Below are 25066 nucleotides of genomic sequence, written 5' to 3'. Positions count from 1 at the left end.
TCGGACTCAGGCTGAGGTTCCCCCGGTAGCTCGGAGGCTTTCGATCATGCTCTGATGGAGCTGAAGGGAGTCATCCGTGGCAGCACCGAAGAAGTATCCCGATGAGCTGCGTGAACGTGCGGTGCGTTTGTATCGGGAGTCGGACCCGAAGCCCGTGATCCGCCAGCTGGCACGCCAGCTTGGGGTGCATCACGAGGCGTTGCGGAACTGGATCCGCCAGGACGAAGCCGACCGAGGTCAGCGTGACGACCGGCCGACCAGCGGGGAGTTGGAGGAGTTGCGCCGGCTGCGGCGGGAGAACGCCGAGTTGAAGCGGGCGAATGAGATCTTGAAGGCCGCTTCGGCTTTTTTCGCCTCGGAACTCGACCCGGCCCGGCGACGGTCGTGACGCTCGTCGACGAGCTACGCGATCGCTTCGGGGTCGAGCCCGTCCTCCGGGTCATCGGCGTGGCCGCCTCCACCTACTACGGCTGGCTCACCCAGGCCGCCAACCCCTCCGCTCGCCGACGCAAGGACGCCGAGCTGGCGGTGGAGATCGCGGAGGTCCACGATGTCTCGGGCGGCACCTACGGCAGCCCACGGGTGCACGCCATGCTGCGCCGCCAAGGCCGCCGGGTGAGTCGCAAGCGGGTCGAGCGGTTGATGCGCGAGCACGGTCTGCAGGGCGCGTGCCTGCGCAAGAAGTGGCGCATCCCGTCCACCCGGTCGAACCCGAAGGCGACACCGGCACCAGATCTGGTCAACCGGCAGTTCACCGCTGCGGCGCCGAACCGTCTGTGGGTCGCCGACGCCACCCGCATCCCCTGCGGTGAAGGTGTGTTCTGGCTGGCCGCGGTGCGGGACGTGTTCTCCAACCACATCGTGGGCTGGCGGTGTTCCGACCGCTGCGACACCGACCTGATCCTCGGCGCCCTCGAATACGGAATCTGGTCCCGCGACATCCGCGACGGGCAACTGATCCACCACTCGGACAGGGGCTCGAACTACACGTCGTTTCGCTTCGCGCAACGCTTGACCGACAACGGCATCCTGCCCTCCATGGGCTCCGTCGGCGACAGCTACGACAACGCCCTGATGGAGAACTTCTGGTCGACGTTGAAGATCGAACTGGTCTACCGAAACTCCTGGCGGACCCGTGACGAGGCAGAAAACGCGATCTTCAGCTACATCGACGGCTGGTACAACACCCGCCGCATCCAGAAAGACCTCGGCTGGCGATCCCCAGACGAGTACGAGACCGCCTGGCATGCCCACCAAGCCCGACAGGACGAGACGGCCATCATTCAGCCTGAGCCCACCGGCGCCAGGTAACCAACCCTCCGACAAACCGGGGGAACCTCAAGCCGAGATCTTCTTCGGCGTGCAGGCGCCATCCGTCATGCCGGTTGACCAGGACGAAGGCGGTGCGTTCATGAACGTCGTAGTATCCGGACTCCGGGTCGTGGCCACAGGTGAACCAGAGCGCTTCGACACGCGCCGTGTCCGGGGTCTCGCTGATATTGGTCACACACTTCCAGTGTGGACGGAGCGCCGGATTTATCGGTTTCGTCGTGATTGAGCCTTTTTCACCGTGAAGGTGCAGGTCACGGCAGGTGGAATCCTGGCGCGCCAGTGCCGCGGTGCCCGCCGCGTCGGCTGCGAAAATTGCTGTCCGGTTGTCGGAGCACACTGGTAGAAAGCCAGAATGCAAAAGACTTTGACGTTCTCCGATCATCTGCGGCTGATTGACGAACGGTCGACCGCCTTCCGCGCCGCAGTCGCTGCGGCGCCCAGCCTCGACGTGCCGGTGCCGAGCTGTCCGGGGTGGACGCTGTTCGATCTCGTGCAGCACCTGGGCATGGGCCGCCGCAGGTCGGCCGCCATCGTCGCCGCAGGGCCGGCCGACGCTCCCCCGGACGAGTCCGCTTGGGAGGACGGTACGGGTGCGCCTCGGGAACGCGAGGCTCTCCTGGCCTGGTGGACCGAGTCCGTCGAGCGACTGACGAGCGCGCTGCGCGAGGCCGGCCCGGACCGCGGTTGTTGGACGTTTTGGGGTGAATCGCAGTCACCGGAAACCTCCGGTGCATGGGCTCGGCGCCAGGTTCCGGAGATCGCGGTGCACACCTACGACGTCCAACTCACCGTGGGGGACCCGGAGCCGCTACCGGACGAGGTCGCCCTCGACGGCTTCGACGACTGCCAGTTCACCCTCTGCTCGACGGATGTCGCCTGGCCGCACGAACCCGCCGTCGTCGATTACCACGCCACCGAGGGCCGCTCTTGGCGCCTTCGGCTGTCCCGCGACGGCGCATGGGCCGCCCGCCTCGGCGCGCCGGCTGCCAGCGAGGACCCGGACCCGGACACGGCCGACGTCTCCGCCCGGGGTACGGCCAGTGATCTGGTCCTGTTCTTTTATGGCCGCATACCGACGGATTCTCTGAAGCTGGAGCTGGAAGGCGACCGTCGCATCTTCGATCAGCTCATCGCCTGGGATCCGTCCGTGTAACAACGATCCCTTTTATCCTGCGTAGGTCGGGTTCTCGACGTGGTGCAAAACCAGGATCGCCTGCAGGATCGCGGTGGCGCGGTGTGGGCAACAGCGCAGTTTCGTCAGAACTTTCCAGGTCTTGAGGGGGGCGTTGGCACGTTCACCGATGGCAGGGATCCGGGCGTGAGCGCGGTTGACCTTCTTCTGCGAGCGCGGCAGTTTCGGTCGGTAGCGGTGGCGTTTGAACGGTGTGCGGATGCTGCCGCGGGCGCCTTGGTATGCCTTATCGGCAAAGGTCACCACGTTGGCGCCGTTCAGGGCGTCGATGATGCCGTGAGCGCGGGCCGCGGTCAGGTCGTGGACCGAGCCGGGCAGGGCAGCTGAGGCCCAGACCAGCCGGCCTGCCGGGTCGGCGACGACCTGTGCGTTCAGGCCGTGACGGCGGTGTTTTCCCGAGTAGTAGGGCCTCTGGTTGGCAACTCGGTCGATCGGGATCAGAGTTCCGTCGAGGATCGCGTAGGCCAGCCGGCGGATCCGGTCCATCACGGCGTTCAGGTCGTCTGCGGTGGCGGCAAGCAGGTCGACAGCTTCCCGGACGTACCGCCAAGCCGTCGTAAAACTGATCTCGAATCCGCAGGCCAGGCGGGTCAGGGTGTCACTGTTGCGCAGGTGGGCGAGCGCGAGCAGTGCCTGCCGGTCGGGATCAAGGCGCCGCCATCGGGATCTGCGCTGTTCACGGTGGCGGCGGATGAGACCCGCGAGGTGGTTCAGGCTGCGGGCGGACAACGGAATCGCGGCGGAGTAAGACAGCACAGCGAGGCTCCCGGTTGGGGCATCTGATCTTGGTCGATTGTTGTCTTACCGGGAGCCTCAGGCGTTTTCATTAAGCCGGTCAGAGCCACTCGGTGATGATCGTGATGGTCAGGACGGCTTGGAAGCGGACCGCGAACTTGTCGTAGCGGGTGGCGACGCCGCGATGGCGTTTGAGCCGGTTGATGCCGTTCTCGATAGCGTGGCGTAGCCGGTAGAGGTCCTTGTCGAAGGCGGGTGAGCGCCCGCCCTTGGAGCCTTTGGCCTTGCGGTGGGCGTCCTGGTCGGTCGTGCTGGGGATACAGGCCTTGATCCCGCGCGAGCGTAGATGGTTGCGGCTGCTGCGGCTGGTGTAGGCCTTGTCGGCCAGGACCAGGTCGGGGCAGGTGCGGGTCCGGCCGACACCGAGGCGGGTCACGCGGATCGGTTCATTGTGTGCCTTGGTGTACTCGGCGCAAAAGTCAGCAGGGCTTTGGTAGGGCATCTGAACCTCTTGGGCGCGGGGTACGGCCGGCTTGTATGAGCAGGATGGCATTGTCGTCGCTCACGGAAGCGATAGCTTCTCGGCTCAAACCGCGCTTACCACTCGGGCTTCAGGGCGTCGAGGACCCCAGCCTGAGGTCTGTCTTTCATGGCTGACCCTGGATTCTTTGGTGGACACCCCAGCAATCCATTGCCCGATCACGTACACCGACACGCTCCCGGCCAGCACAGCGGGCCCAGGTGGGCCCGTACTCGATTGCCGCGATTCGTGCGCTACGCAGCGTCCCACCGAGCCGGACCGGTTGCCGCCTGGACGTGCCGGTGAGCGCGAGAATCACGCCGAGCCCGCCAGGGCTTGGAATGCCCGTCCGGGTCAGTTCGTGCAGAGGCAGAAGGGGTGACCTGCCGGGTCGAGAAAGACCCGAAAGGACGTACCGGGTTGATGCGGGTGTTTGGTGGCGCCGAGATCGAGCACTGCCGCCTCGGCGGCATCGAGGTCGTCAACGATCACATCGAGGTGCATCTGCTGGGGCAGTTCCTGGGCCGGCCACGCCGGCGGCGTGTACCCATTCACCTGCTGGAACGAGATGCACTGACCGTACTCCGCGCGGGCCTCTGCCCAATCTGAGGAGACGTCGACCTCCCAATCCAACATCGCGCCGTAGAACCTCGCGAGCGCACCAGGATCGGGACAGTCGATGACGATGCTGGGGAAGCGAGCGACGGCCATGCCGGCAATGGTATGGACGGTTGCGGACGGGCAGGGCCGTCAGCCCACCGAGTGCCAGCCTCCGACACCTCAGCAAGAGCACCCACCAGGACCAAACTCGTGAAAGTTCCGACAGGACGCCTAAAGCCGCCCGACGAGTGACCGCACGAGCGCAGCCCCGGTACGGGGCCTGCGGCACCGAGTACGTCAAGGGCCCGCCCGCCGCATTCGCGGCAGCCGGCGCCGGGGCGGCGGGAAGGTGGGCCGCGTGATGGGCGCCTACTTCGACGAATGGATCGCCAGAGGCCAGCTCGGGTGGCTGTACGAACCCGGCGACACCCGCCTGCACGCCCTGCTCACGGAACACGGACCGGTGTCGACCTACCGCCTCCTGTCCGCAGGAACCGCGTCGCTCCCCGTGCGGGCCGAACTGCGCCACCTCCCACACGTACACCTGTGGGCAGCCGCAACCGCCGCCGTCGACACCGCCCAGCGCGGCCCCATACGGGTGGTGATCCCCGGCGACCCGGACTGGCCCGCCGGGCTTCGGGACCTCGGCGCCACCGCGCCGGTCTGCATGTGGGCACGCGGCCCCGCCCACAACCCGTCGTTCGACCGGTCGGTCACGATCGTGGGGTCGCGGGCCAGCACCAGCTACGGCAACCACATCGCCGGCTACCTTGCCGCCGGCCTGACCGAACACGCCTGGACGGTGGTGTCCACCGGCGGGCTGGGCATCGACGGGGCCGCCCTACAAGCAGCCGCGGACGGTCACGCCGTCGCCCTCCTGGGCCACGGTATCGACCAAATCCACCCCACCGCACACCGCGCGCTGTTCGAGCGTCTCGCCGATCGAAGCCTGCTGCTCAGCGCGTGGCCGCCCGGCGCCCGACCGACCAGGGAACGGGCGCAGGCCAACCGCAAGCTGCTGGCCGCGGTCACCGCCGGCACCGTCGTCGTGGAGGCGTCACTGCGCAGCGGCGCGCGCGAGGTGCTCCAGCAGGCCGCGGACTGGGGGCGCGTTGGCATGGTCGTGCCGGGCCCGGTTACGTCGCTGACGTCGGCGGGCTGCCACGCCCTGCTACGCACCGACCGGCGTATTCGACCGGTCACCGACGCGGCGGACGTCGTCGCCGACCTGCACCGCGACGACCTTCAAGGCATGGCGCGGTGACCGGCACGCCTGACATCCCAGCCCATCTGGCCCGACGACCGTTTCACGGCGGACTCGTCGTCCCGTGGATCACCCCGGCCACCCGCGGCGGCCGGTACCTGTTCGGCAAGGTCGCCGACGTCGCGCAGCACCAGTGCCTGACCAGCAGACTGTGTCAGGTCTGCGGGCACCGTCTGCCGGAGCGGGTGGTGCTGTTCGCCAGGGAGTCCGACCTCGGGTACCAGTGCATCGCCGAGCCCCGCCGTCTGCCCCAGCTGCACCAGGTACAGCGCCCGATGCTTGCCGGACGGCGCGACCGGTATCGGACCAGCGAGCACCGCACCCTGGCCGGGATCCCGCTCACCGGCAGTCAGATGCGGCGGGCCGCGCCGGCGGAGCCCTGGTACGCGGTCTGGGTCCGTGACTACGACCTGATCCGCCACCCGGCGCAGCCTGGCACCCTCGCGGTGTCGTTGCGGCGGATCCCAACACGACGGATCCGACCAGTAGTCCCCGCCTGAACGATCAACGGCGTCAACCCATTCGCCAGGGACGCTGGCCCCGGTCCGTACCCCCTACCGGCCGATGCCCCGGCAACCGCTCAGGCGACTCCGCGCAGACGGGCACGGATAGCTCGACCGCCACCAACCCGGACACGCCCGCGCACAGCAAAAGGCACCACCGAGCGCAATAGAGCGCCAGGATGACACCAGCTAACCCTCCGACCGATACCACCAACTCATCGGGAGAAGGCATGGGCCTCATCCACATCGAGCTGTTCGCAACCCTCGACCTCGTCGGGCAGGCGCCTGGCGGCCCCGACGAGGACCCAGTGGGGTTCCCGTTCGGCGGCTGGCAGGCGCCCCTGCTCGACGAGGTCACCGGGGCGCAGGTCGGTGCCGCATACGAGGGCACGGACGCCCTCCTGCTCGGTCGGCAAACGTATGACATCTTCGCCGCCTACTGGCCGTTCCAGGAGGGTGGCGACGACAACGAAATCGCCGCGCTCTTCAATAGCGTCCCGAAGTACGTGGCCTCCCGCGGCAGGCCGGACCTCTCGTGGGCCGGGTCCACGCACCTCGGCCCGGATCTGGCCGGCGCGGTGCGCGAGATCCGTGACCGGCATGAGCACGTGAAGGTCGTCGGGAGCCTGAACCTGGTGCAGACCCTTCTGCGCGAGAAACTCTTCGACCGTCTCGACCTCTGGGTGCACCCGATCGCGCTCGGCGTCGGGAAGAAGGTGTTCGACGGCGGCGCGGTGCCCACGAACCTCACACTCCTCGAACCGCCGGTAGCCGCTCCGAAGAGCACCGTGTTCCTGCGCTACGGGCTCGCCGACGGCACGCCCGGGACGGGAGACATGAGCGCACCCGATCGCGGCGCCGGACGCGACGACTGAAGCCGCCCCGGGCCAGGTGCGTCCTTGTCGTCGCGGGGACGCCAGTCCGGCCTCCCGTCACGGCGTCGGCAGTTCGCCGACGCCGCTTCGCCAGAGGATCCCGCCATCACGCAGGGTCTCCGACGTCGAGCAGGTCGCGGAGTTGGCGGACGTCGCGCGGCCACTGGCAAAGACCCTAACCAACCTGGTGGTGCCCCATCGCGTTCCGCTCGGCAGCTCCCGCCGGTCCCCTCAGTCACCAGGGGAGCGGATTACACCGAGACCCTGATTGTCCAACGACCGGCTGATCAAGTCACCTCGTCATGCGACCAGACCCTTGACGGCATCAAGCAACACTGGAAAGCATTGCTGAATGTCGATACTTGGTCGCATCTTCAGTAAGCTCGTTGCCGTCGCGGGGGTGCTCGCTGTCACCGCGGCGGCCGCTCCGGCGTCGGCTGCTCCGGCGTCGGCCGCGCTACCGGATTACACCACCGCCGAGGCGGGCAACCCGTTCGTGGCCGGGTGGTACGCCGATCCCGACGTGACGATCTACAACAACCGCTTCTACGTGTTCCCGACCGCTTCCCGCCCGTACGCGGAACAGACCTATCTCGACGCCTTCTCCTCAACCGACCTCATCACCTGGACCAAGCACCCAAATGTCCTCACCACCGCGAACGTGAGCTGGGCGCGGTACGCCGTCTGGGCGCCCGCCCCGATCGCCCGCAACGGCAAGTACTACCTGTACTTCGCGGCCAACGACATCCAGAGCAACAGCGAGCTCGGCGGTATCGGGGTGGCGGTGGCCGACCGGCCTGAGGGGCCGTACACCGACGCGATCGGGCGGCCCTTGATCGCGCAGTTCGTCAACGGCGCCCAGCCCATCGACCAGGACGTCTTCATCGACGACGACGGGCAGGCGTACATCTACTACGGCGGCTGGGGGCACGCCAACGTCGCCAAGCTGAACGCCGACATGACGAGCCTCGGCACCTTCGCCGACGGCACGACGTACAAGGAGATCACCCCGAGCGGGTACGTCGAGGGCTCGCAGATGTTCAAGCGGAACGGCAAGTACTACCTGATGTGGTCGGAAGGCGGCTGGACCGGGCCCAACTACTCCGTGGCCTACGCGATGGCCGACTCACCCACCGGCCCCTTCACCCGCCTCGACAAGGTCCTGGCGCAGGATTCCGCGGTAGCGCGCGGCGCCGGGCACAACTCGGTGCTGAACATCCCAGGCACCGACACCTGGTACATCTTCTACCACCGCCGGCCGCTGTCGGAGACCAACGGCAACGCCCGGCAGGTCGCGTATGACCGGATGAACTTCAACGCCGACGGCACGATCCAGCGGGTGAAGATGCTCGTAAAGGACAACTTCGCCGACGGCAACGCGCTCGGCTGGAAGACGTACGGCGGGGCCTGGTCGGTCAGTGGCGGCCAGTACCGGACGACTGCCTCCTACGGTGGCAAGTCACTGCTCGACGACAACCACGTGAACGCGACCTACGACCTCGACGTAGGAGTCACGTCGGGCATCGGTGATGCCGGGCTGGTGTTCCGGGCCTCGGACGTGGGAATCGGAACCGACGCCTACCGCGGCTACTACGCCGGGATCACCCCGGCTGGGCGGGTGATCCTCGGCCGGGCCGACAACAACTGGACGCTGCTCGGCGCAGCGCCGCTGCCGGTCATCGCCGGTCAGAAATACCACCTGCGTGTGGTGGCCGTCGGCTCGTCGATCAAGGTGTACGTCGACAACTTGACCTCTCCCAAGATCTCGGTCACCGACGCCACCCATCCGTCCGGCAAGTCGGGCGTTCGCGTCTACAACGCCGCTGCCGCCTTCGACAACGTCACTATCACCAACCAGTAGATGCCGGGCCGGAAGTGAGCCGAATCGGGCGCTGACCGCGCACATCGGCCTGCCGGTTCTCGCCTCACCACCTGACCCGCGTACTTCCTGAACCGGCGAACACCGTCCCGGTGCCAGTCGGCGGAGTAGACGCAAGCTCGCGTGGCCCACCGCCCCCGAATCGGGGACGGTGGGCCATTTCCGTTTGAGGAAAAGCACATGAACCCCGATCAGCCGCCCCACCGCCGCCGTCGCTGCGCCGGGGGTCCTCGGGCTGTCGCTCATGCTCTCCGTGCTGCTCATCGTCGTGGCCGCGCCCGCTTCGGACGCCGTCCTATCCGGGCTCGGCCGGGCCGCGCTGATCTGCGGCGGCGCCTCGCATCTGCTCGGCACCGCCGTGCTAATGCGGCAAGCCCTCACCGGGCGGCCTGGCGTACGGCACGACGACGCGCTGGGCGTTCGACTACGGGCTCGTCGCCGGTCCGCTCATCCCGGTACGGCGCGATCAGGGGCTGGTGCGGTCGGTGCTGCGTGGATCGCTGACCCGGCGGTCGGCGTAGATGTGACCAGCGCGTGCGATGTCTCGCCACGGCCGGGCCTTGTTCAGCGCGATGTCGAGCACGGGATCGGTGCGGTCCAGGTCGACGCAGATCACGTCGGGCCCATCCGAGCGGGCGTGCTTCAACACGTGGCCATGCGGGCCGAGAACCGCCGATGGCGTGGCCGGCGCACACTGGGCGGGCACAGCAATGCTGACCCAGAACCCGTTCACCGCGGCATGGCCGCGGGCGATGACCTCGAAGACCGGGTCCTCGGAGAAGGTGGAGAACAACACGCAATCCACGCCCAGGAGCCGCTGCTGCATCCACAACTCGGGAAAGTTCACCTCGATACAGACCAGGCACCCGAAGCGGAACCCGTCCACCTCGAAGGTGCAGGCATGGTCCCCGGGTGTGTAGAAGCCGGTGATCTCAGCGTGAGACAGGAACCGCTTGTCATACCGGTCGACCAGCTCACCACGCTCATCGATCACCCACAGCGAGTTGTGCGGCCAGTGACCGCCGGACAGCCGGTGATTGCCTCCGGCCACGACCCAGACGCCGAGTTCCGCGGCGAGTGCCATCGTGCGGTACAGCTGCTCGGTGACCGGCGCCCAGTCGATTCGCCATCCGGCGTAATGCGGCTTCGCCGCGCCGGCGTACCCGGACAGCGCGCCCTCGCCGAGGTGAACGAGCCGCGCGCCCTGGTCAGCGGCGCGGCGCATCGCGTCGCGGATCGCCGTGCCATTCGCACGCGGGTCCGTGGTGACCTCGGTCTGCGCCACGGCAATCCGGATCTTCTCGGCGGTGCTCATCCGCGGCACCGTAACGGATGGACGAACCGCGCGTCGACGGCTGAACCGCCGTCACGGTCCGTGCGGGTCGCGTCATGATGCGTGCGCAGATCTGTCGATGTGAATGCGACGGGTCACTGCCACGGGTTGCCGTCGCCCGGCCGGTCATGCCCTTATCCACTTGAGCCGCAACGGCAACCCGTCTAGCCTGCTCAGGCTATTGATCCACAGTTAGGAGCTGAGATGCGTCTCGCCATGGTCACGGTCCCCGCTTCGCCGCGAGAGCACACCGCACACTGATCGTTCGCCGCCGGAAAGAACTAGCCGGCGGTGCGGTGCTCCTCGCCGCGGGGCGGTCCTACGACCGTTCCCCTTCCTGGCTAGAGGAGCTCTTTTGCGTGCCCTTGTATCCGCGCGTCTGGGCGCGGATTTCACCAACCTGTGGACCGCTTCGGCGGTGTCCAACATCGGCGACGGTGTCACCATGGCCGCCGGCCCCCTGTTGGTCGCCTCCGTCAGTGACAATCCGGCCTACGTCGCCGGGGCCGCCTTCGCCCAGCAGCTGCCCTGGCTGTTGTTCGCACTGATCAGCGGCGCCTACGTCGACCGGCTCGACCGGCGCCGGCTGGTCGTAGCCGTCAACCTGGTACGCGCAGCCGCCCTCGCCGGGTTGGCGGCCACCATCGCGACCGAGACCGTCACCGTGCCCATCATCTACACGGTGCTCTTCCTGCTCGGTACCGGAGAAACCCTCGCGGACACCGCCGTGGGTGCCTTACTCCCGTCGGTGGTCGCACCCGAGAAGCTGCCCAGCGCCAATGCCCGGCTCTACGCCAGCTTCACCATCGGCAACCAGTTCATCGCAAAACCGTTGGGCGCGTGGTTGTTCGTCATCGCCGCCGCCGTACCGTTTGGGCTCGACGCGTTCACGTTCGCTGTGGCCGCAGCTCTGATAGCGGGTATCCGACCGGTTCCCGCACCGGAGCGAAACCAGCCTCAAGTATCGTTGCGCGACGAGGTCGCCGCCGGTGTGCGGTGGTTGTGGCGGCACCGGCTGCTGCGGACCCTCGCCGTCACCATGGGACTGGGCAACATCGCGTTCGGTACCGCGTTCGCGGTGTTCGTCCTGTACTGCCGGCAGCGACTGGACCTGTCCGACGTCGGCTACGGCTTCCTGCTGACCGCCTTCGCGGTCGGCGGCCTGTTCGGTACGACAGTCGCCGCCAAGCTCACCCGAGCCCTCGGGACCACTACCATCCTACGTGCCGGCCTGGTCATCGAGGTCGTCACCCACCTGACCCTGGCGACCACGACGACCCCCTGGGTGGCTGCGCTCATCCTGGTCGTATTCAGCATCCACGCCATGGTCTGGGGCATCACCGTCGCCTCCGTCCGGCAGCGGACGGTGCCCGCACATCTGCGCGGTCGGGTCGGCAGCGTGTATGCGCTGCTGGACCTCGGCGGAGCCGCGCTGGGCTCCCTCCTCGGCGGTCTGTTCGCCAGCGTCTGGGAGATCACCACACCGTTCTGGATCGCCGCCGTGATGATGACAGCGGTCACCACCCTCGCCTGGCGTCGGTTGCGCGAAACAACCGCCTAACAACCCCACTCGGCCCTGAACAGCGGTACCCCGGTGTTCAGGGCCGGGTGCTCAGGCAAACACAGCTGCGGCAAGGCATTCGGATCTGCCACCGATGGTGCGTCGCATTGAGCGACGGGCCAGCGGCCCGCGACGCGCGGCCCGTCCTGGCGAGAATCGGGCACCGGACACGTGGGAATGGCGTGCCGCGTAGGTCCTCTGATCGCACGTATGTGCCGGCATGGATCCAGAATGTCGAAGGTGGTGAACAGGTGTGTGCCCTGTCAGCGACCACGATTACTGATGCTTTTCCGCCCACCTCGTTGATGGGCGAAACCGGCCGGCCGAGCGCGGTCGACAGCGAGCACAAGGGACTGGTAGAGCACACCTCTTCCAACCGTGCAGTATTCCTCGTGCGCAGGTCGGTGTGCTTGTCAAGCGCTTGCGGGTTGTTCGACCGTGCCGGGCATGGGGATTGACGAGCCATTGGCCGGCGAATGCCGATGCACACGCTTGCTGTCAGTGCAGGCAAGTGAGCTGTGTTGGTTCTTTCGGGACGAAGCGGTTCCCCTGATTGGTTTGTCGCTCTCCGACTACCTTGATTCGGCCGAGGTGATCCACGGATGCCCAGCGACCATGGCACCGTCTAGCTTCCGCGGGTCGATGCTCCATCGACCCGCGAGCGTGAGCACGGTTTCCTCATCCGGCCACGGCGAAGTCTCGTCATCGTCGTCCCACGGTTCGTCCTCGGCGTAGGTGGCCTCGCCTACGTCTAACAGTGCCAAGCCTCGGTCGCCGAGATACACAGTTTCCTCGCCCGGACACGGCGAAGTCTCGTCATCCTCTTCCGACGGTTCGTCCACGTCGTAGGTGGTCCCAACTCCGAGCTCTTGCTCTTCCACTGTGGGCTCACCTACGTTGAACAGCACTTCGCCTCGCTCGCCGAGATAGGCGAATGCCCGCTCCACGACGCCGCCCCTGGCGCGTCCCCAGCCGTGATATTCAATGACGCGATGAGTTCCGAAGTACTGAACCTCACCTAATAGGTGGCTTATCGCCGCCAGCCAAGCGGCAAATCGGTCGTCTTCAGGTGCGGGCACATCTCTTGAAGCAGCAAGCGTCCAGCCATCGAGCGGCGGTGTGAGAAGCCATTGCGCGTGACCGGCGTAGGCAGCGGCGACCGCATCGCGCCAGGTGGTCGGAGTGGGACGGCTAAGGTTCAGCGCGGCGGCGACAGCGTCGGCGGCTCGGTCACGCACCGCGAGCCACTGAAGCTTGTAACCGAAACCGAGCGCGGGATCGGGCATTTGGCCATCGTAGGTGCCTGGCAAGGGCCTCGCGCGGGCCGCGTGCCCGTTGTGTGCCCGACATAGCGGTCAACACGGGCCGCACAGGCACGCAACGTCGCCGGGGACCGACAGTTGGCAGCGATGTCGGAGGTGACGCGACTACCCGCCGTGCAGATCAACACGATTCCCAAGCAGAGGTTAGGCACCTTCCAAACTGCCGGTTGGCATCGTGATCTTCCTATAGCTCCGCGCGATAGATCTCGGCAGGGGAATCCGACGGATGCAAGCGGGACAGGTCCAGGGGGCCGCGACCTGACCGGGAGACGACAGCGGCTACGGCGTCGTTGAACCCCTCGGTCATGTTATTGATCTCCACGAACTCACCTGATACATGCGTGGCGTCCATCCATACGATGCGCTGATCATCAGGAGGTAGCAGAGATGTGTACACGGCGACGCTGGCTACTTCTACCCATGGAAGTCCCGTAGTCCCGTTGGGGTGCGTGATCCAGATTCCCAGGTCGTCGACGGACACGCGTTCGGCCATGGAAACGGACTGTAGCGGCTGCGTCGCCGGAGTTGTTGACAGCAACGGCGACAGCAGCGAGCCCAGACGAGGGCAACCGCAGCCCGGGGTGTGCGGACGATCGTCCCAGGCCAACGACGCGGACGGACCCCGCCGGACGAAGCGCCCAGACCTTACAAGCCAGGGATCTAGTATGGATGTGGGGTCGGTGGGCTGAGACCAGGGTTGCCCCTGGGGCCAGCGCTCCATCTCATGCTGTCAGCCTGGATCTTCACTCTGATCTCTGCCGCTGTGTTAACGGAGCCAGACGAGGAAGGCGAGGTGAGTTGGGTGAAGCTGATCGCTAGCTCTACTGCGAGTGTCCTTGGCGGTCTCGCGACCAACTTGGCGGCATCAGCGTTGGTCTGAGCCCACCGGCCTCAAACAGGGCGTCAAACTAGATCCGAGACATGCGCGGAATGATCAAGCACGTCACGGCCGGGATGGTTGACGAACCCCCTGGTAGAACACTGAATGCCCCGGTGAACGCCAAACCCTTCCTAAACCATGTGTCGTAGGCGAGCAGCCAACGGAGCAACCAAGCCGGCGACCACCGACGGACAGCGGCGGACCGCAGGCGCAGGTAGACGAAGCCCAGGATCACGCCGGCCAGCAGCCCGCGACTGACTCGTGATGTAGGTCGGAACGGCGGCCCGCTCGCTCGTGGCGGTGTGGGGGTCAACGGTTCGCCTGACATCCGTAGCTGACATCAACTGAGCCGGCCGTCGGCGAACACCAGCGAACGAGCCAGGCGGAGGTTACGGACGTCCCGAACGGCGACGGACGGAGCGACCTTCGCCGGCTACGCCTTACAAGCGAGGGGTCGCAGGTTCGGAACCTGCCGCGCCCACCCTTCATCACCAGCCGAAACCGCCTCAGGAAGATCACTCCCCGGGGCGGTGACAGCAACGGTGACAGCAGTAGCGTTACGAGAGCCGTCCATCAAGGCGGCCCTGAACGGGCCGCACGCGCCGCCGCCTGGGCGCGCGCCGGCCGCTGCCGCTATCGCTCTGCGGCGGTCACGCCTGATGCCCGGCGGCTGGCGCGGAGAGCGGGAAGCCCGGGGCCGCCGCAGACGGGACAGCGGGGACAGTGGTGGAGGTTCATCGCCGGCAGCCGGCCGCGCCGCGCCTGAGCAGCGCGGCGCAGGGAAGGGCACGCCGGGTCCGCGCGGCGAGTCGCGGCGGCGGACCGGTCGCGGTCACTGCGCCTCCGGCGGGGGCGCAACGGCTCCAGGATGGCTGGGGCTTCGTGCGCGCCTTGCGGTCCGTGGGTGGTTGCGCAGGGCCATCTCGCCAGCCGACGACCCAGGCAAGGCGAGCAGACCACCGCCCGGCCCGCCAGCGTCCATACGTGCGTCAAGGCCCGCTTGACGTGGCGGACCGGGCGGCGGGCCGCTTTCCAGACGGGCGGGTCGGCGGCAGACGGGATGGAGAGCAAGGTGACAGCGGTGACGATCTCAGTAGGATACTCACATGTCCCGGCCAGTGATCTTCGACCTCTTCCATACCCTGGTCCAAGGAGCCGATGACGAGCGTGACCGGGTAGTCGGCGAGATAGCGCTCATGGTCGGGGTGGCTCCCGCCGCGCTGGTCGCCGCGTACCACGCCACCTGGCGTGACCGGCTGGTCCGGTGGGACGTGGAGGAGACCGTACGCATCCTCGCCGGACGCCTCGGCGGCACGCCAACCAACGAACAGGTGACACGGGCCGGTGGGCATCGGCGAGCCCTCGCCCGCCGGGTGCTGCACAGTGTCTCGACCGCCACCCTGGACGTGCTCGACGCGCTACGCGACGACGGGCATCCGCTGGCCCTCATCAGCAACGCCACCTCGGAGACCGCCGAGGCATGGCCGCAGAGCCCGCTCGCCCGCCGCTTCGACGTCGCGGTCTTCTCCTGCGATGTCGGGCTGACCAAGCCCGACCCGGCGATCTACCACACTGCCGTTGAGCGTCTGGGCGTCGCGCCGGCAGAGTGCGTCTACGTAGGCGACGGCGCAGACGGCGAGCTGGCCGGCGCGGCAGCGGTCGGCATGACCGTGCTCCGGACCACGGAGCACAACGACACCGACCCGAGCTGGGGCGGACGTGCGTTCGCTACCCTCGGCGACCTGCCCGCCCTGCTGCGCGAGCTGCCCAGTCTAAGTTCGCTTTAACGTCTGACGATCGGGTTGGGTGACCAACTGGGTGACGACGGACGCAAGGCCGGACGCCCGTGGACGCTGGTGGACCGTTCGGGCAGCTCACCGCTGCGACTCACGCAGCTAATCGCCGGGTGATCGTTCTTTCACACGCCGAAGAAGTCACTGGTTCGATCCCACTATCGCCCACGCAGATCAAAGGCCACTCCCCGGCTTCGGGGGAGGTTCCCCACCGCCTGGGTGATGGCCCGATCTCCCTGTCTGAGGCGGCCACTGGCCGCCGACACCGGTCAGGGGCATGCCCGTTCGTGGTATGCAATCGACCCGCCGTCCGAATCGGACCATCGGACCTCAAACCGAAGGCACAACGTTGCGGTGAGGTCCTTTTTCGCAATGAGGCCGCTCTGCGCTTGCCGGGTAAATCGGGCATCGATCCAGCCGAGAACGTGACCGGACACGTCCTCGCCAGGGAGCACCTCGGAGTCCAGGACCTCGTCGCCCCGGCGCTCCATTCCGTCACGGAGGTAGTTCACCCCGGCTGCGCCAAGCTGCCCGCGATGGAACGCCGGCACTCCCTCCACCTCACGGGCGAGGAGATTGGCTGAGCCGTAGATGGCTTCTTCGGCGGGATTGCGCTGTGCACAGCCGGCGACCAATACGAGCAGGAACAGGGGCGCGGCCCGCAGGTGCGACCTCCAGGCAGACATCGATCTACGCTCCCTCACCCGGTTTGACACCGCCCTATCCGGGCCTGCGAAGTCTACGTGTGGAGGACCAGGACGAGGTACCTGCAGCAGCCCGAGAGCCGCGCCGACCAGCAGCCCGGGCGGCCCGCCGAGCCAGCCGCCGAGGGCCGCGTCGGCGAGGGTGCGCGCGATCGCACTGAGGATCCGTAGGCCATGGAAGGCGCCGCACGACAGGTGTAGGAGCTATCAATCGAAATATTTAACAGTTGCTCGATGATCGGCCGCAGGTCAAACCGTAGCGTCGGGGCAACTCAACTCGCACGGATCGATTACGGAAAGTAATCGCCGGGCGAGCGGCGCGAATCTCCGCGGCGCCGTCCCCCGGCGGTCGTGAGTAGGCGCTCCACGTTGCCAACCCCGGAGGAGTAGCTGTGCCGCCGAACAAACGTCCGTCCCGTGGCCGCCGTCCCGCGGCCTTGTTGTTGTCCACGACTCTTGTTGTTGCTCTGACCTCGCTTCCGACGTCGTCCGCTTCGGCGGCTCCGGAGGGGGGTGCGGCGAGGTCGAATCCGATCTTTCTGACTGGTCCGAACGAGGGGACGCCGGACAGCATCGCGATTGACTATCTGCGGGCGAACCCGGTGCAGTACGGCGTGACCGACGCCGACCTGCGTGATCTGGCGGTGGCGTCCCGCTACACGAGTCGGCACAACGGTGTGACGCATGTGAACCTGGCGCAGCGGTACAGGGACCTGGAGGTCTTCGGTGCCACGGCGACGGTGAACGTCGCTCGTGACGGCAGTGTGGTCTTCGTGGGTGACTCGCTGGTGTCGGGTCTGACGGAGAAGGTGTCCGGGACCGCGTCGCTGGACGCCGTGCAGGCGGTGGAGGCGGCCGCGAAGGGCCTGAAGCTGGCCAAGCCGAAGAATCCGCGGGTGGTGAGCCGGGCCGGTGGTGCGGCGAAGCGGACCGTGGTGTCCGGCAGTGGTATCTCGGAGCAGCCGATCCCGGCGAAGCTGGGGTGGCAGCCGACCGATGAGGGGCTGCGCCTGGCGTGGCAGTTGGTCATTGACGACTCGTCGGCTGCGCACCTGTGGGGCGCGGCGGTGGACGCCCGGACCGGTGAACTCCTCAACGTCGACGACTGGACCACCCACGAGCACGTCGACGAGCTGTCCGGCACCCTGAGCCAGGTGGAGGGTCGGACGTTGCCGGCCGGCACCACCGGCCTGGGCACCCGCAACCCCGCGCAGGACGGATCGAGCTACCGGGTCTACGGCTACCCGACGGAGAGCCCGAACGACGGGCCGCGCACCCTGGTGACCAACCCGGCGGACGGCACCGCGTCGCCGTACGGCTGGCACGACACCGACGGCGTTCCGGGCGCCGAGCACACCACCACCCAGGGCAACAACGTCCACGCGTACCAGGACCAGGACGTCAACAACGCCGCAGACTTCGGCAGCAGCCCCAACGGCGGGGCCGGTCTGAGCTTCGACTTCCCGCTCGACCTCGCGGAGAACCCGCAGAACTACCGGGACGCGGCGACGGCCAACCTTTTCTACTGGAACAACATCATCCACGACGTCTCCTACCTCTACGGCTTCGACGAGGCGTCGGGCAACTTCCAGGTCAACAACTACGGTCGCGGCGGAGCGGCCAGCGACTACGTGCGCGCCGAGGCCGCGGACGGCAACGGCACGAACAACGCGAACTTCTCGACGCCGCCGATGGACGGCACGGGCACCCCACGGATGCAGATGTACCTGTGGCCGGGCAACCAGTTCGGCGCCCAGAACCAGGTCGCTGTCAATGGCGTTGGTTCCTTCGACGCGTCGTGGTCGCGGTTCAGCCCGGCGCTTTCGGCGGCCGGCCGGTCCGGCCAGTTCGTGTACGGCGGCACCGGCTGTGCGGCGGACGCATACCCCGGCACGCTGCCGAGCGGCGACTGGATCGCGGTGGTCGACGGCGGCACCGCCGCCTGCAGCTACCTGCAGCGCATCCAGGTCGCCGAGTCAATCGGCGCCAAGGCGGTGGTGGTCGCGCACAACGCCGCCGGGGCCGCGCCGGTGCTGACCGGTTCCATGACGACCGCGCCGGTCACCATCCCGGCGATCGGCGTGACCCAGGCCAACGGGGCGACCATCAAGGCCGCGATCATCGCCGGCGACGTTACCGGGTCGGTGCGCAAGCACCCGAACCACCCGGGCATCCGCGACGGCGACCTCGACGCCGGCATCATCATCCACGAGTACAGTCACGGCATCTCCAACCGGCTCACCGGCGGCCCGACGATCAACTGCCTGACCGGCAACGAGCAGATGGGCGAGGGCTGGAGCGACTACTTCGCCGTCACCACCCTGCTCGACCCGAGGCTCGACACGGCCGACGGTCAGCGCGGCCTGGTGCCGTACGTCCTGTTCGAGGAGAACAGGAGCGGTAACGGTCTCCGGCCGCGGCCGTACTCGCGCAACATGGAGGTACAGCCCTTCACGTACGACAGCATCAAGACCGGCGGTTGGCTGGGCGGCACCTCCCTGGCCGCGCCGCACGGCATCGGTCACGGTTGGGCGTCGGTCCTCTGGGACATGACCTGGGACCTCATCGACAAGCACGGGCTGAACCCGAACGTCTACGACTCCTGGGAGACCGGCGGTAACAATCTCTCCATGCAGCTCGTGATCGACGGGCTGAAGATGCAGGGCTGTGGCCCGGGCTTCGTGACCGGTCGCAACGCCATCATCGCCGCGGACGCGGCGTTGACCGGTGGCGAGAACGCCTGCACCCTGTGGGCGTCGTTCGCCCGCCGCGGTCTGGGTTACAGCGCGGTGCAGGGCACCACGAACCGGGACGACAACACCGAGGCGTTCGACACGCACCCGTCCTGTCGGGGTGACTTCACCAAGCTGGCCGCGCAGCCGGCGCTGAACGAGGTCGACGCGGGTGACGCGGTGCCGCTGCGGTTCAAGCTGGCCACCAACCGGGGTCTGGACATCCTAGCCAGCAACTCCCCGTACTCCCGGCTGGTGGACTGCGACACCCTCAAGACCGTCAACCCGGACGGGCCGATCACGCCCCGGCCCACGCCGGTCGCGGCGCAGACCCCGGGCGGGTCCGCACTGACCGCCACCGCGAACGGCCAGTACCTGTACCCGTGGAAGACCGACCCCGCCTGGGCCGGCACCTGCCGCGAGTTCGTCCTGACCCTCGACGACGGCTTCCAGCACCGCGCCTACTTCAAGTTCACCAGCTGAGCCACAGCACCGATCGGTTGCGAACGGAGGGAGCGTCCCGGCCAACGGAACGCTCCCTCCGGTCCGTCCAGAGCCGACCAACCGCGACCGATGTACGGCCGCGTTGGACGCGGCGACCGCCGCGTCACCCAGAGTCACCCATCATGGACGACGAGGAGACATCGATGCAGAGACGGACGACGGCAGCGGCGCTCGGCGTGCTGCTGACCGCGAGCGTCTTCACGGGAGGGATCGCGGCGGCGGCCCCCGCGACGGCGGCGGAGGCCCCGCCGGAGGGGATCACCCACGAGGAGAACGACCGGGTCCCGGAGGGCTCGGTCTGGACGGAGCACTACTTCCCGTCGACGGACGGAGTCGAGCTGCACGCCGACGTGCTGCGGCCCGAGGGACTGCCGGCGGGCGCGAAGACGCCCGTCATCCTCGCCGTCGGGCCCTACTTCGGCCACGCAGGGCAGACCGGGCCCGAGGGCTTCACCCACACCGGGCCGTCGGCACGCTTCAACGATTTCATCGAGGGCACCGACCTCTTCGACGAGGGCTACACGTACGTCATGGTCGACCTGCGTGGGTTCGGCGGGTCCACCGGCTGCCTCGACAACAAGGGCCCGGGCGAGCAGAACGACGTGCGCGCGGCCATCGAGTGGTCGGCCTCGCAGCCGTGGTCGAACGGCAACGTCGGCATGTACGGCAAGTCGTACGACGGCGCCACCGGTCTGATGGGCAACAACCTCAAGATGCCGCAGCTCAAGGCGGTTGTGGCGCAGGAGTCCATCTGGACCGGGTACAACTACCTGTTCTCCAACGGGGTGCCGCGCCCGAACGCCACCGGCACGCCGAACTCCTACAACAACATCGCCACGATGGACCCGCTGGCCGACGACACCTCGCGCTACCAGGCCAACGCCCGGTACGAGGAGTCGCACCCCGAGTGCCTCAGCGAGAACATCGCGGACAACTACGAGCCCGACCCGAACGCCCCCTTCTGGCAGGCGCGCGACATGGCAGCCAAGGCCAAGGGCACGACGACTCCGCTGTTCGTCACGGCGGGCTTCATCGAGAACAACACCAAGCCCGAGGGGATGGAGGAGTTCCTCGAGAACCACGTCGGCCCCGAGCGCGGCTGGCTGGGCCAGTGGGACCACGTGCGCGGCAACGACCGCGTATCCGACGGACGCCTGGCGATGGGCCGCGAGGATTGGTTCGACGAGGTGATGAGCTTCTACGACCAGTACCTCAAGGGCGAGGAGCCGACGACGACGTACCCCACTTACTCGATCGAGGACAACCTCGGCGAGTGGCGGGCCGAGCCGACCTGGCCGACCCCCGACCGCCGCATCACCGTGGCGCTCGGCAACGGCACTTACGTCGACGACGGCGGCACCGCGGGCGTGCCGTTCGCGTCGTCGCCGTCCACGCTCGCCTTCCCGAAGAGCTACGGGCAGTGGGACATGGAGAGCGCCCCGAGACTCGAGGGGCTCGGGGCGACGCGCAAGGCGGCCTCGCCGTCGGCGTCGTCCGACGCGGTCTCTGTGAAGCCGGCGTCGAGCTACCTCGTGTGGTCCGACGTCGTGCGGCAGGAGACGCGGCTGACCGCCACGCCGCGCGTCGAACTCACGGCTGGTGCGGCGGGCAACGTCATGGTCAAGGTGTGGGACGTCGCACCCGACGGCACGGCGGTGATGTTCGACGAGAACGTGTCGCTGGTCAAGAAGGGCCGGGTCGGGTTCGACCTCAAGTCGACCGACTGGACGCTGCAGCCTGGGCATCGGCTCGCGGTCGAGATCGGCTCGATCACGACTGGGAGCTGGCGGGACACGCCGTCGGGCGCCACGATCAGGGTGACCGGCGCCATCCTGCGGCTGTCGGCGGAGAGCACCGCGGACGACGTGCCGACCGCGGGGGAGCGCTCGCCGTTCCTCGACAGCTACATCCGGGCGTACACGCGCACCTTCCCGGAGCCGGGCACGCCGAGATTCCGACTCTGAGCAGCGGTTCAGGACCAGCGCACGCCCTGGCGTGCGCTGGTCCTGAACACCCCCGGATGTCCTTTCGTCAGCCTCAGGAGAGGCTGCCATGTCGCGGTGCCGGGCGGGATAGAGCACCGCGGCGAGACCCAACGGTTGGATGAGATTCGCCCTGCGGTGTCGTGGTGAGGTTCCCCCCAGGATGTGGACACCGGGTTATGCCGCGATCTGGTGCAGGGTAGCCGGTGTGAGGGTGGGCGGCATCCCCCTCGCCGCGAGCCTGACCGGCGGCAACCGCCACGACGTCACCCAACTCCTGCCCCTGGTCGACAAGATCCCCGGATCAAGGGCATCCGAGGCAGGCCCCGGCAACGGCCCGACCGGAGAGTTAGGAACTCGAAGCCGGTGTTCTTCGATCACACGTAGGCGCGTGACCTGCTGGACCGCCTGCCTCGGTGTCGAATCAGGGGTCGCATTCGCTTGGAAGCTGCTCGGTGGGTCGGGCATCAGTATTCGTCGAACTCTTTGGATCATGCCCGGCGCTTCCGGTCGAGGATCGGGATGCTGTAGAGCGCGGCGAGGGCCTCAGCGGCTCGGCCTCGACGGCGGGCAGTTGGCGGGTCGTGACGTCAGCGGGAACCACCGGCTGTAGGGGGTTATCCGTTGTCATGCCACCCGGGTGACGGTGCCCACGGGAGGTTCGGGAACGGCGTCGGGATGCAGGATCGCGGCGATCGCTTCGACGCCGTCGACGAGCCGCGGACCCGGGCGTACGACGAGGCCGTCCGCGTCGATCGCCCACACCGCGGCCCCGGGAAACCTCGACGCGACTGTTTCGGCCTGCTGCGCCGCGCCGTCGAGCCGGAATCCACAGGGTGTGACGAGTACGACGTCGGGGGCGGCGTCACTGAGTTCCTGCCAGGTTGTCTGCACCGACCGGGCACCGGGGCGGGCGGCAACCGGGTCGCCGCCGGCGCTTCGCACCAGGTCGGGCACCCAGTGCCCGGCGGTGAACGGCGGGTCGACCCACTCCACGACCGCGACGCGGGGCCGCGGCCGGCCGGCGACCGCCGCCGCGACGGCCTTGAGCCGGGCGCGCAGGCCGGTTACCAGCGCTTCGGACCGTTCGGATACGCCGGCCCGGGCGCCTACCGCAAGGATCGTGTCGAGGACCTCGTCGAGCGTGTGCGGGTCCAGGGACAGTACGTCTGCACGGCAGCCGAGGTAATCCAAGGCGTCCGAGACCTGGCCTGAGGGCAGGGCGCACACTCGACAGAGGTCCTGCGTGAGGATCAGCTCAGGTTTCAGGCCGGCCAGCGCGTCCCTGTGCAGGGTGTAGAGGTCGCTGCCGGCTGCCACCTGTGCCTTAACGTAGGCGTCGATCTCGTGTGGAGTGAGGCCGCGCGTGTCCCGGCCGCCGACCACGACGGTCTTGTCGCCCCGTGTGGCGGGCGGCACGTCACACTCGAACGTCACGCCAACCAGGTCGTCACCCAAACCGAGGGCGTAGACGATCTCCGTCGCGGACGGCAGCAGGGACACCAGACGCATACTGCCATCCTGCCCGATCCCGCTGCGGACGAGCGAGCTGACCCAACCGTGCCGTGACGGCGCTGTTGCGTTGTCTGATCAGCGGACGTGTTGAACCCCGGTTTGATCGGAGGTCATATGGGAGTTATCCCCTGCTCCTGGACACTTGAACCTCGGATCGTGATCGCCCAGGGAGAGGCGTTGGTGAACCGCTCCCCGGTTCGTCGGCGACCACCAGCAGCGCTACGGCGTGAAGCGGTTGTGCCAGATCATCGGGGTGTCCCGCTCAAGCTTCTACTACGGGCGTTCGGCCGCCGAAGCGCGCGCCGTCCGTGACGCGGCGGACGCGGCCCGTCAAGCAGCGCTGCGTCGGCGACATCACCTACCTGCCGGTCGGGGAACGCGGCTTCCTCTACCTGGCCACCGTCCTCGACCTGCACTCCCGGTGCCTCGCCGGCTGGGCGATCGCCGATCACATGCGCACCGACCTGCGGATGAGGATGACCATGAAGGTCGCGATGAGTTCGATCTCCGCGAGGCCGATGAGCTGCGGCAGGCGGTGGCCGTTGTCGACGCGTTCGGCAAGCTGCTGAATAAAGGGGTTGAGACGGTCGCGGAGTTGCCGGAAGTGGCCGTAGGGCGACGGGCGTGCCAAGACGCGCCAGCGGGTGTGGACCCTAGTGCCGCCGGGTCGTGGTGCCTGGGGATCGGGGTGGACGGCGGCGGCACGTGGATCAACAGTCATGGTCTGGTCCGGGCTGTTTGCGAACCGGTCAATGACGCCGGCGCTGCCAGCGAACTGGTAACGGCTGGGAAGTTCTCCGAGCGGGTCTACGAGGTTGCCCTGCGGAGCGCTGGTAGTTGCCCGAGAGTGGTCCTAGCCATCGCAACTGCCCGATCCAGCCCGTCGGGCAGATCGGGTGGAAGCTGGCTGATATCACGACAGATGCGCTCGGCGTCGTCCAGGAACCGTTCGATCGCGCCCTCGGGATCCCAGAAGTTGCCGTTTACCCCGCATCCACGGCGCAGTGTGGCCAGATCGGCGGGCACGTCCCGGGCCGACCGCGGGGGCTTGGCGATCCAGTCGGGCGGTTGCATTCCGCGTGCCGACATCTCCTGGTCAATGGCCCGCCGAAGCTCATCGACCTCGGCCCGGAACTCGGCGATGCGTTTCCCGATCACCGCTTTGGTCGGCACCTGCAGGAGATTGCCTGGGCAGGCCACGGCGAGTGGGCGAAACGGCACCTGCCGGCTGTCGGCGTTGTAGACCACGTGCAGGCGCAGCAGATACAGCGAGGTCGCGCCGGGAGTTTCGTGGAGATATCCGCTGCCCGGCGGGATCTCGGTATTCACCCGGACCTGAAAGCGGTCGGCCTCGCCTGCCCCGATCACCTGGGAAATGCCGACGGTGATCCGGGCTCCGTGGGCGTTCTCCGGCACCGGAAGCTCGACGTCGTAGGTCGCTGACGGAGGCAGCCACACACCCCCCGAGGTGTCCACGTAGGGCAGCAGGTCGCCGAAGGCCGTGATCCGGCGTGCCCACAACACCTCCACCACCATCTTCGTAAGCACCGCGGACTCGCCGCCGCGGTTGAGCAGCTTCAGGTCAACCACCGGGGGGTCCATCCATCTGGCCTGGCGCTCCGGCACCGAGATGTCGACCGGCTCCACCCGCGGGCCTTCGCCTGAGGACGACACGGCCCTCGCAGCCTGGGCGTGCGGCGCCGGGTGGGCGGCGGCCTGCTCGCGGGCGGCCCGCTCGCGAGCGGCTAGGGCGTGTCCTGCCGATCTTGTAGTGGTTGATCGTCGACGATGTGCCGGTGGTACGTCGTGGTGAACTGACCGATGAGGCGTGGGCGGTGAT

General features: G+C 67.7%; 21 protein-coding genes and 3 pseudogenes. 13 read left to right on the top strand and 11 right to left on the bottom strand.

The annotated features are described in order from the left end of the window. The first annotated feature begins 76 nt into the window (after positions 1–76). Both AB0F98_RS26060 and AB0F98_RS26055 read left to right on the top strand, forming a co-directional pair. A complete protein-coding gene (locus AB0F98_RS26060; protein ID WP_357740244.1) occupies positions 77–388 on the top strand; it encodes a transposase in 312 nt (103 codons plus the stop codon). Beyond that, positions 385–1311, top strand: coding sequence for an IS3 family transposase (locus AB0F98_RS26055; RefSeq protein ID WP_357740241.1), 927 nt, complete (start codon positions 385–387; stop codon positions 1309–1311). The genes AB0F98_RS26060 and AB0F98_RS26055 overlap by 4 nt, the downstream gene beginning before the upstream one ends. Here AB0F98_RS26055 and AB0F98_RS26050 read toward each other — a convergent pair. Beyond that, the gene (locus AB0F98_RS26050) at positions 1280–1831 is read right to left on the bottom strand and encodes a hypothetical protein (protein WP_357740530.1); all 552 of its coding nucleotides are present in this window, start codon (positions 1829–1831) and stop codon (positions 1280–1282) included. The two genes, AB0F98_RS26055 and AB0F98_RS26050, sit on opposite strands and share 32 nt — an antisense overlap. Between AB0F98_RS26050 and AB0F98_RS26045 the strand changes: the two genes are divergently transcribed. After that, positions 1715–2485: a maleylpyruvate isomerase N-terminal domain-containing protein gene (locus tag AB0F98_RS26045; protein ID WP_357740505.1), complete on the top strand. Its 771-nt coding sequence runs from the start codon at positions 1715–1717 to the stop codon at positions 2483–2485. The two genes, AB0F98_RS26050 and AB0F98_RS26045, sit on opposite strands and share 117 nt — an antisense overlap. Positions 2486–2497: 12 nt before the next feature. Here the strand turns inward: AB0F98_RS26045 and AB0F98_RS26040 are convergent, their stop codons facing one another. From AB0F98_RS26040 to AB0F98_RS26030, 3 genes and pseudogenes are all read right to left on the bottom strand, one after another. Next, positions 2498–3280, bottom strand: coding sequence for a transposase family protein (locus AB0F98_RS26040; RefSeq protein ID WP_357740239.1), 783 nt, complete (start codon positions 3278–3280; stop codon positions 2498–2500). A 79-nt stretch (positions 3281–3359) separates the two neighbouring features. After that, a pseudogene (locus AB0F98_RS26035) lies at positions 3360–3701 on the bottom strand (transposase); the annotation flags it as partial. 432 nt (positions 3702–4133) lie between these two features. Beyond that, entirely contained in the window at positions 4134–4490 is a 357-nt protein-coding gene (locus AB0F98_RS26030) for a VOC family protein (RefSeq protein WP_357740236.1), read from the bottom strand. A gap of 250 nt (positions 4491–4740) precedes the next feature. Between AB0F98_RS26030 and AB0F98_RS26025 the strand changes: the two genes are divergently transcribed. The 4 genes from AB0F98_RS26025 to AB0F98_RS26010 all read left to right on the top strand — a co-directional run bounded on the left by AB0F98_RS26025 (position 4741) and on the right by AB0F98_RS26010 (position 8882). Next, entirely contained in the window at positions 4741–5643 is a 903-nt protein-coding gene (locus tag AB0F98_RS26025) for a DNA-processing protein DprA (protein ID WP_357740233.1), read from the top strand. Then, a complete protein-coding gene (locus tag AB0F98_RS26020; protein WP_357740231.1) occupies positions 5640–6143 on the top strand; it encodes a hypothetical protein in 504 nt (167 codons plus the stop codon). Before AB0F98_RS26025 ends, AB0F98_RS26020 begins: the two co-directional genes overlap by 4 nt. Before the next feature lie 233 nt (positions 6144–6376). Beyond that, positions 6377–7021, top strand: a complete 645-nt coding sequence (locus tag AB0F98_RS26015; protein ID WP_357740228.1) for a dihydrofolate reductase family protein — start codon at positions 6377–6379, stop codon at positions 7019–7021. Positions 7022–7373: 352 nt separating this feature from the next. Continuing rightward, positions 7374–8882 carry a glycoside hydrolase family 43 protein gene (locus tag AB0F98_RS26010; RefSeq protein ID WP_357740225.1) on the top strand — a complete coding sequence of 503 codons (1509 nt, stop codon included), beginning with the start codon at positions 7374–7376 and terminating at the stop codon, positions 8880–8882. Between the two features lie 484 nt (positions 8883–9366). Here the strand turns inward: AB0F98_RS26010 and AB0F98_RS26005 are convergent, their stop codons facing one another. Beyond that, positions 9367–10215: a carbon-nitrogen hydrolase family protein gene (locus AB0F98_RS26005; RefSeq protein WP_357740222.1), complete on the bottom strand. Its 849-nt coding sequence runs from the start codon at positions 10213–10215 to the stop codon at positions 9367–9369. A 373-nt stretch (positions 10216–10588) separates the two neighbouring features. On the opposite strand from AB0F98_RS26005, the gene AB0F98_RS26000 reads away from it, so the two are divergent. After that, a complete protein-coding gene (locus AB0F98_RS26000) occupies positions 10589–11794 on the top strand; it encodes an MFS transporter (RefSeq protein WP_357740219.1) in 1206 nt (401 codons plus the stop codon). A gap of 572 nt (positions 11795–12366) precedes the next feature. Here AB0F98_RS26000 and AB0F98_RS25995 read toward each other — a convergent pair. Further along, positions 12367–13080: a hypothetical protein gene (locus tag AB0F98_RS25995; protein WP_357740217.1), complete on the bottom strand. Its 714-nt coding sequence runs from the start codon at positions 13078–13080 to the stop codon at positions 12367–12369. 220 nt (positions 13081–13300) lie between these two features. Next, positions 13301–13609: a hypothetical protein gene (locus AB0F98_RS25990; RefSeq protein ID WP_357740214.1), complete on the bottom strand. Its 309-nt coding sequence runs from the start codon at positions 13607–13609 to the stop codon at positions 13301–13303. A gap of 1493 nt (positions 13610–15102) precedes the next feature. On the opposite strand from AB0F98_RS25990, the gene AB0F98_RS25985 reads away from it, so the two are divergent. Continuing rightward, positions 15103–15783, top strand: a complete 681-nt coding sequence (locus AB0F98_RS25985) for an HAD-IA family hydrolase (protein ID WP_357740211.1) — start codon at positions 15103–15105, stop codon at positions 15781–15783. 275 nt (positions 15784–16058) lie between these two features. Here the strand turns inward: AB0F98_RS25985 and AB0F98_RS25980 are convergent, their stop codons facing one another. Beyond that, positions 16059–16475, bottom strand: a complete 417-nt coding sequence (locus AB0F98_RS25980) for a hypothetical protein (protein ID WP_357740209.1) — start codon at positions 16473–16475, stop codon at positions 16059–16061. A 632-nt stretch (positions 16476–17107) separates the two neighbouring features. Here AB0F98_RS25980 and AB0F98_RS25975 point away from each other — a divergent pair. The 3 genes and pseudogenes from AB0F98_RS25975 to AB0F98_RS25965 all read left to right on the top strand — a co-directional run. Continuing rightward, on the top strand, positions 17108–19708 hold the full coding sequence (locus tag AB0F98_RS25975) for a M36 family metallopeptidase (RefSeq protein ID WP_357740206.1): 2601 nt from the start codon (positions 17108–17110) through the stop codon (positions 19706–19708). A 164-nt stretch (positions 19709–19872) separates the two neighbouring features. Next, positions 19873–21693 (top strand): CocE/NonD family hydrolase, encoded by a 1821-nt coding sequence (locus AB0F98_RS25970; RefSeq protein ID WP_357740203.1) that lies wholly within the window; start codon positions 19873–19875, stop codon positions 21691–21693. A gap of 238 nt (positions 21694–21931) precedes the next feature. Continuing rightward, positions 21932–22050: pseudogene (locus tag AB0F98_RS25965) on the top strand (IS5/IS1182 family transposase); the annotation flags it as partial. 288 nt (positions 22051–22338) lie between these two features. On the opposite strand, the gene AB0F98_RS25960 reads toward AB0F98_RS25965, so the two are convergent. Beyond that, entirely contained in the window at positions 22339–23223 is an 885-nt protein-coding gene (locus AB0F98_RS25960; protein ID WP_357740200.1) for an ABC transporter substrate-binding protein, read from the bottom strand. A 341-nt stretch (positions 23224–23564) separates the two neighbouring features. On the opposite strand from AB0F98_RS25960, the pseudogene AB0F98_RS25955 reads away from it, so the two are divergent. Then, a pseudogene (locus AB0F98_RS25955) lies at positions 23565–23693 on the top strand (DDE-type integrase/transposase/recombinase); the annotation flags it as partial. On the opposite strand, the gene AB0F98_RS25950 reads toward AB0F98_RS25955, so the two are convergent. Continuing rightward, on the bottom strand, positions 23675–23947 hold the full coding sequence (locus AB0F98_RS25950; RefSeq protein ID WP_357740527.1) for a hypothetical protein: 273 nt from the start codon (positions 23945–23947) through the stop codon (positions 23675–23677). The pseudogene AB0F98_RS25955 and the gene AB0F98_RS25950 overlap by 19 nt on opposite strands. A gap of 86 nt (positions 23948–24033) precedes the next feature. Further along, positions 24034–24873 (bottom strand): hypothetical protein, encoded by an 840-nt coding sequence (locus AB0F98_RS25945; RefSeq protein ID WP_357740197.1) that lies wholly within the window; start codon positions 24871–24873, stop codon positions 24034–24036. Positions 24874–25066 lie beyond the last annotated feature (193 nt).

Source organism: Micromonospora sp. NPDC023737 (assembly GCF_040639715.1).
Classification (GTDB): Bacteria; Actinomycetota; Actinomycetes; order Mycobacteriales; family Micromonosporaceae; genus Micromonospora.
The sequence above is the reverse complement of the archived record's forward strand: the minus strand, read 5'-3'. Positions and strand labels throughout refer to the sequence as shown.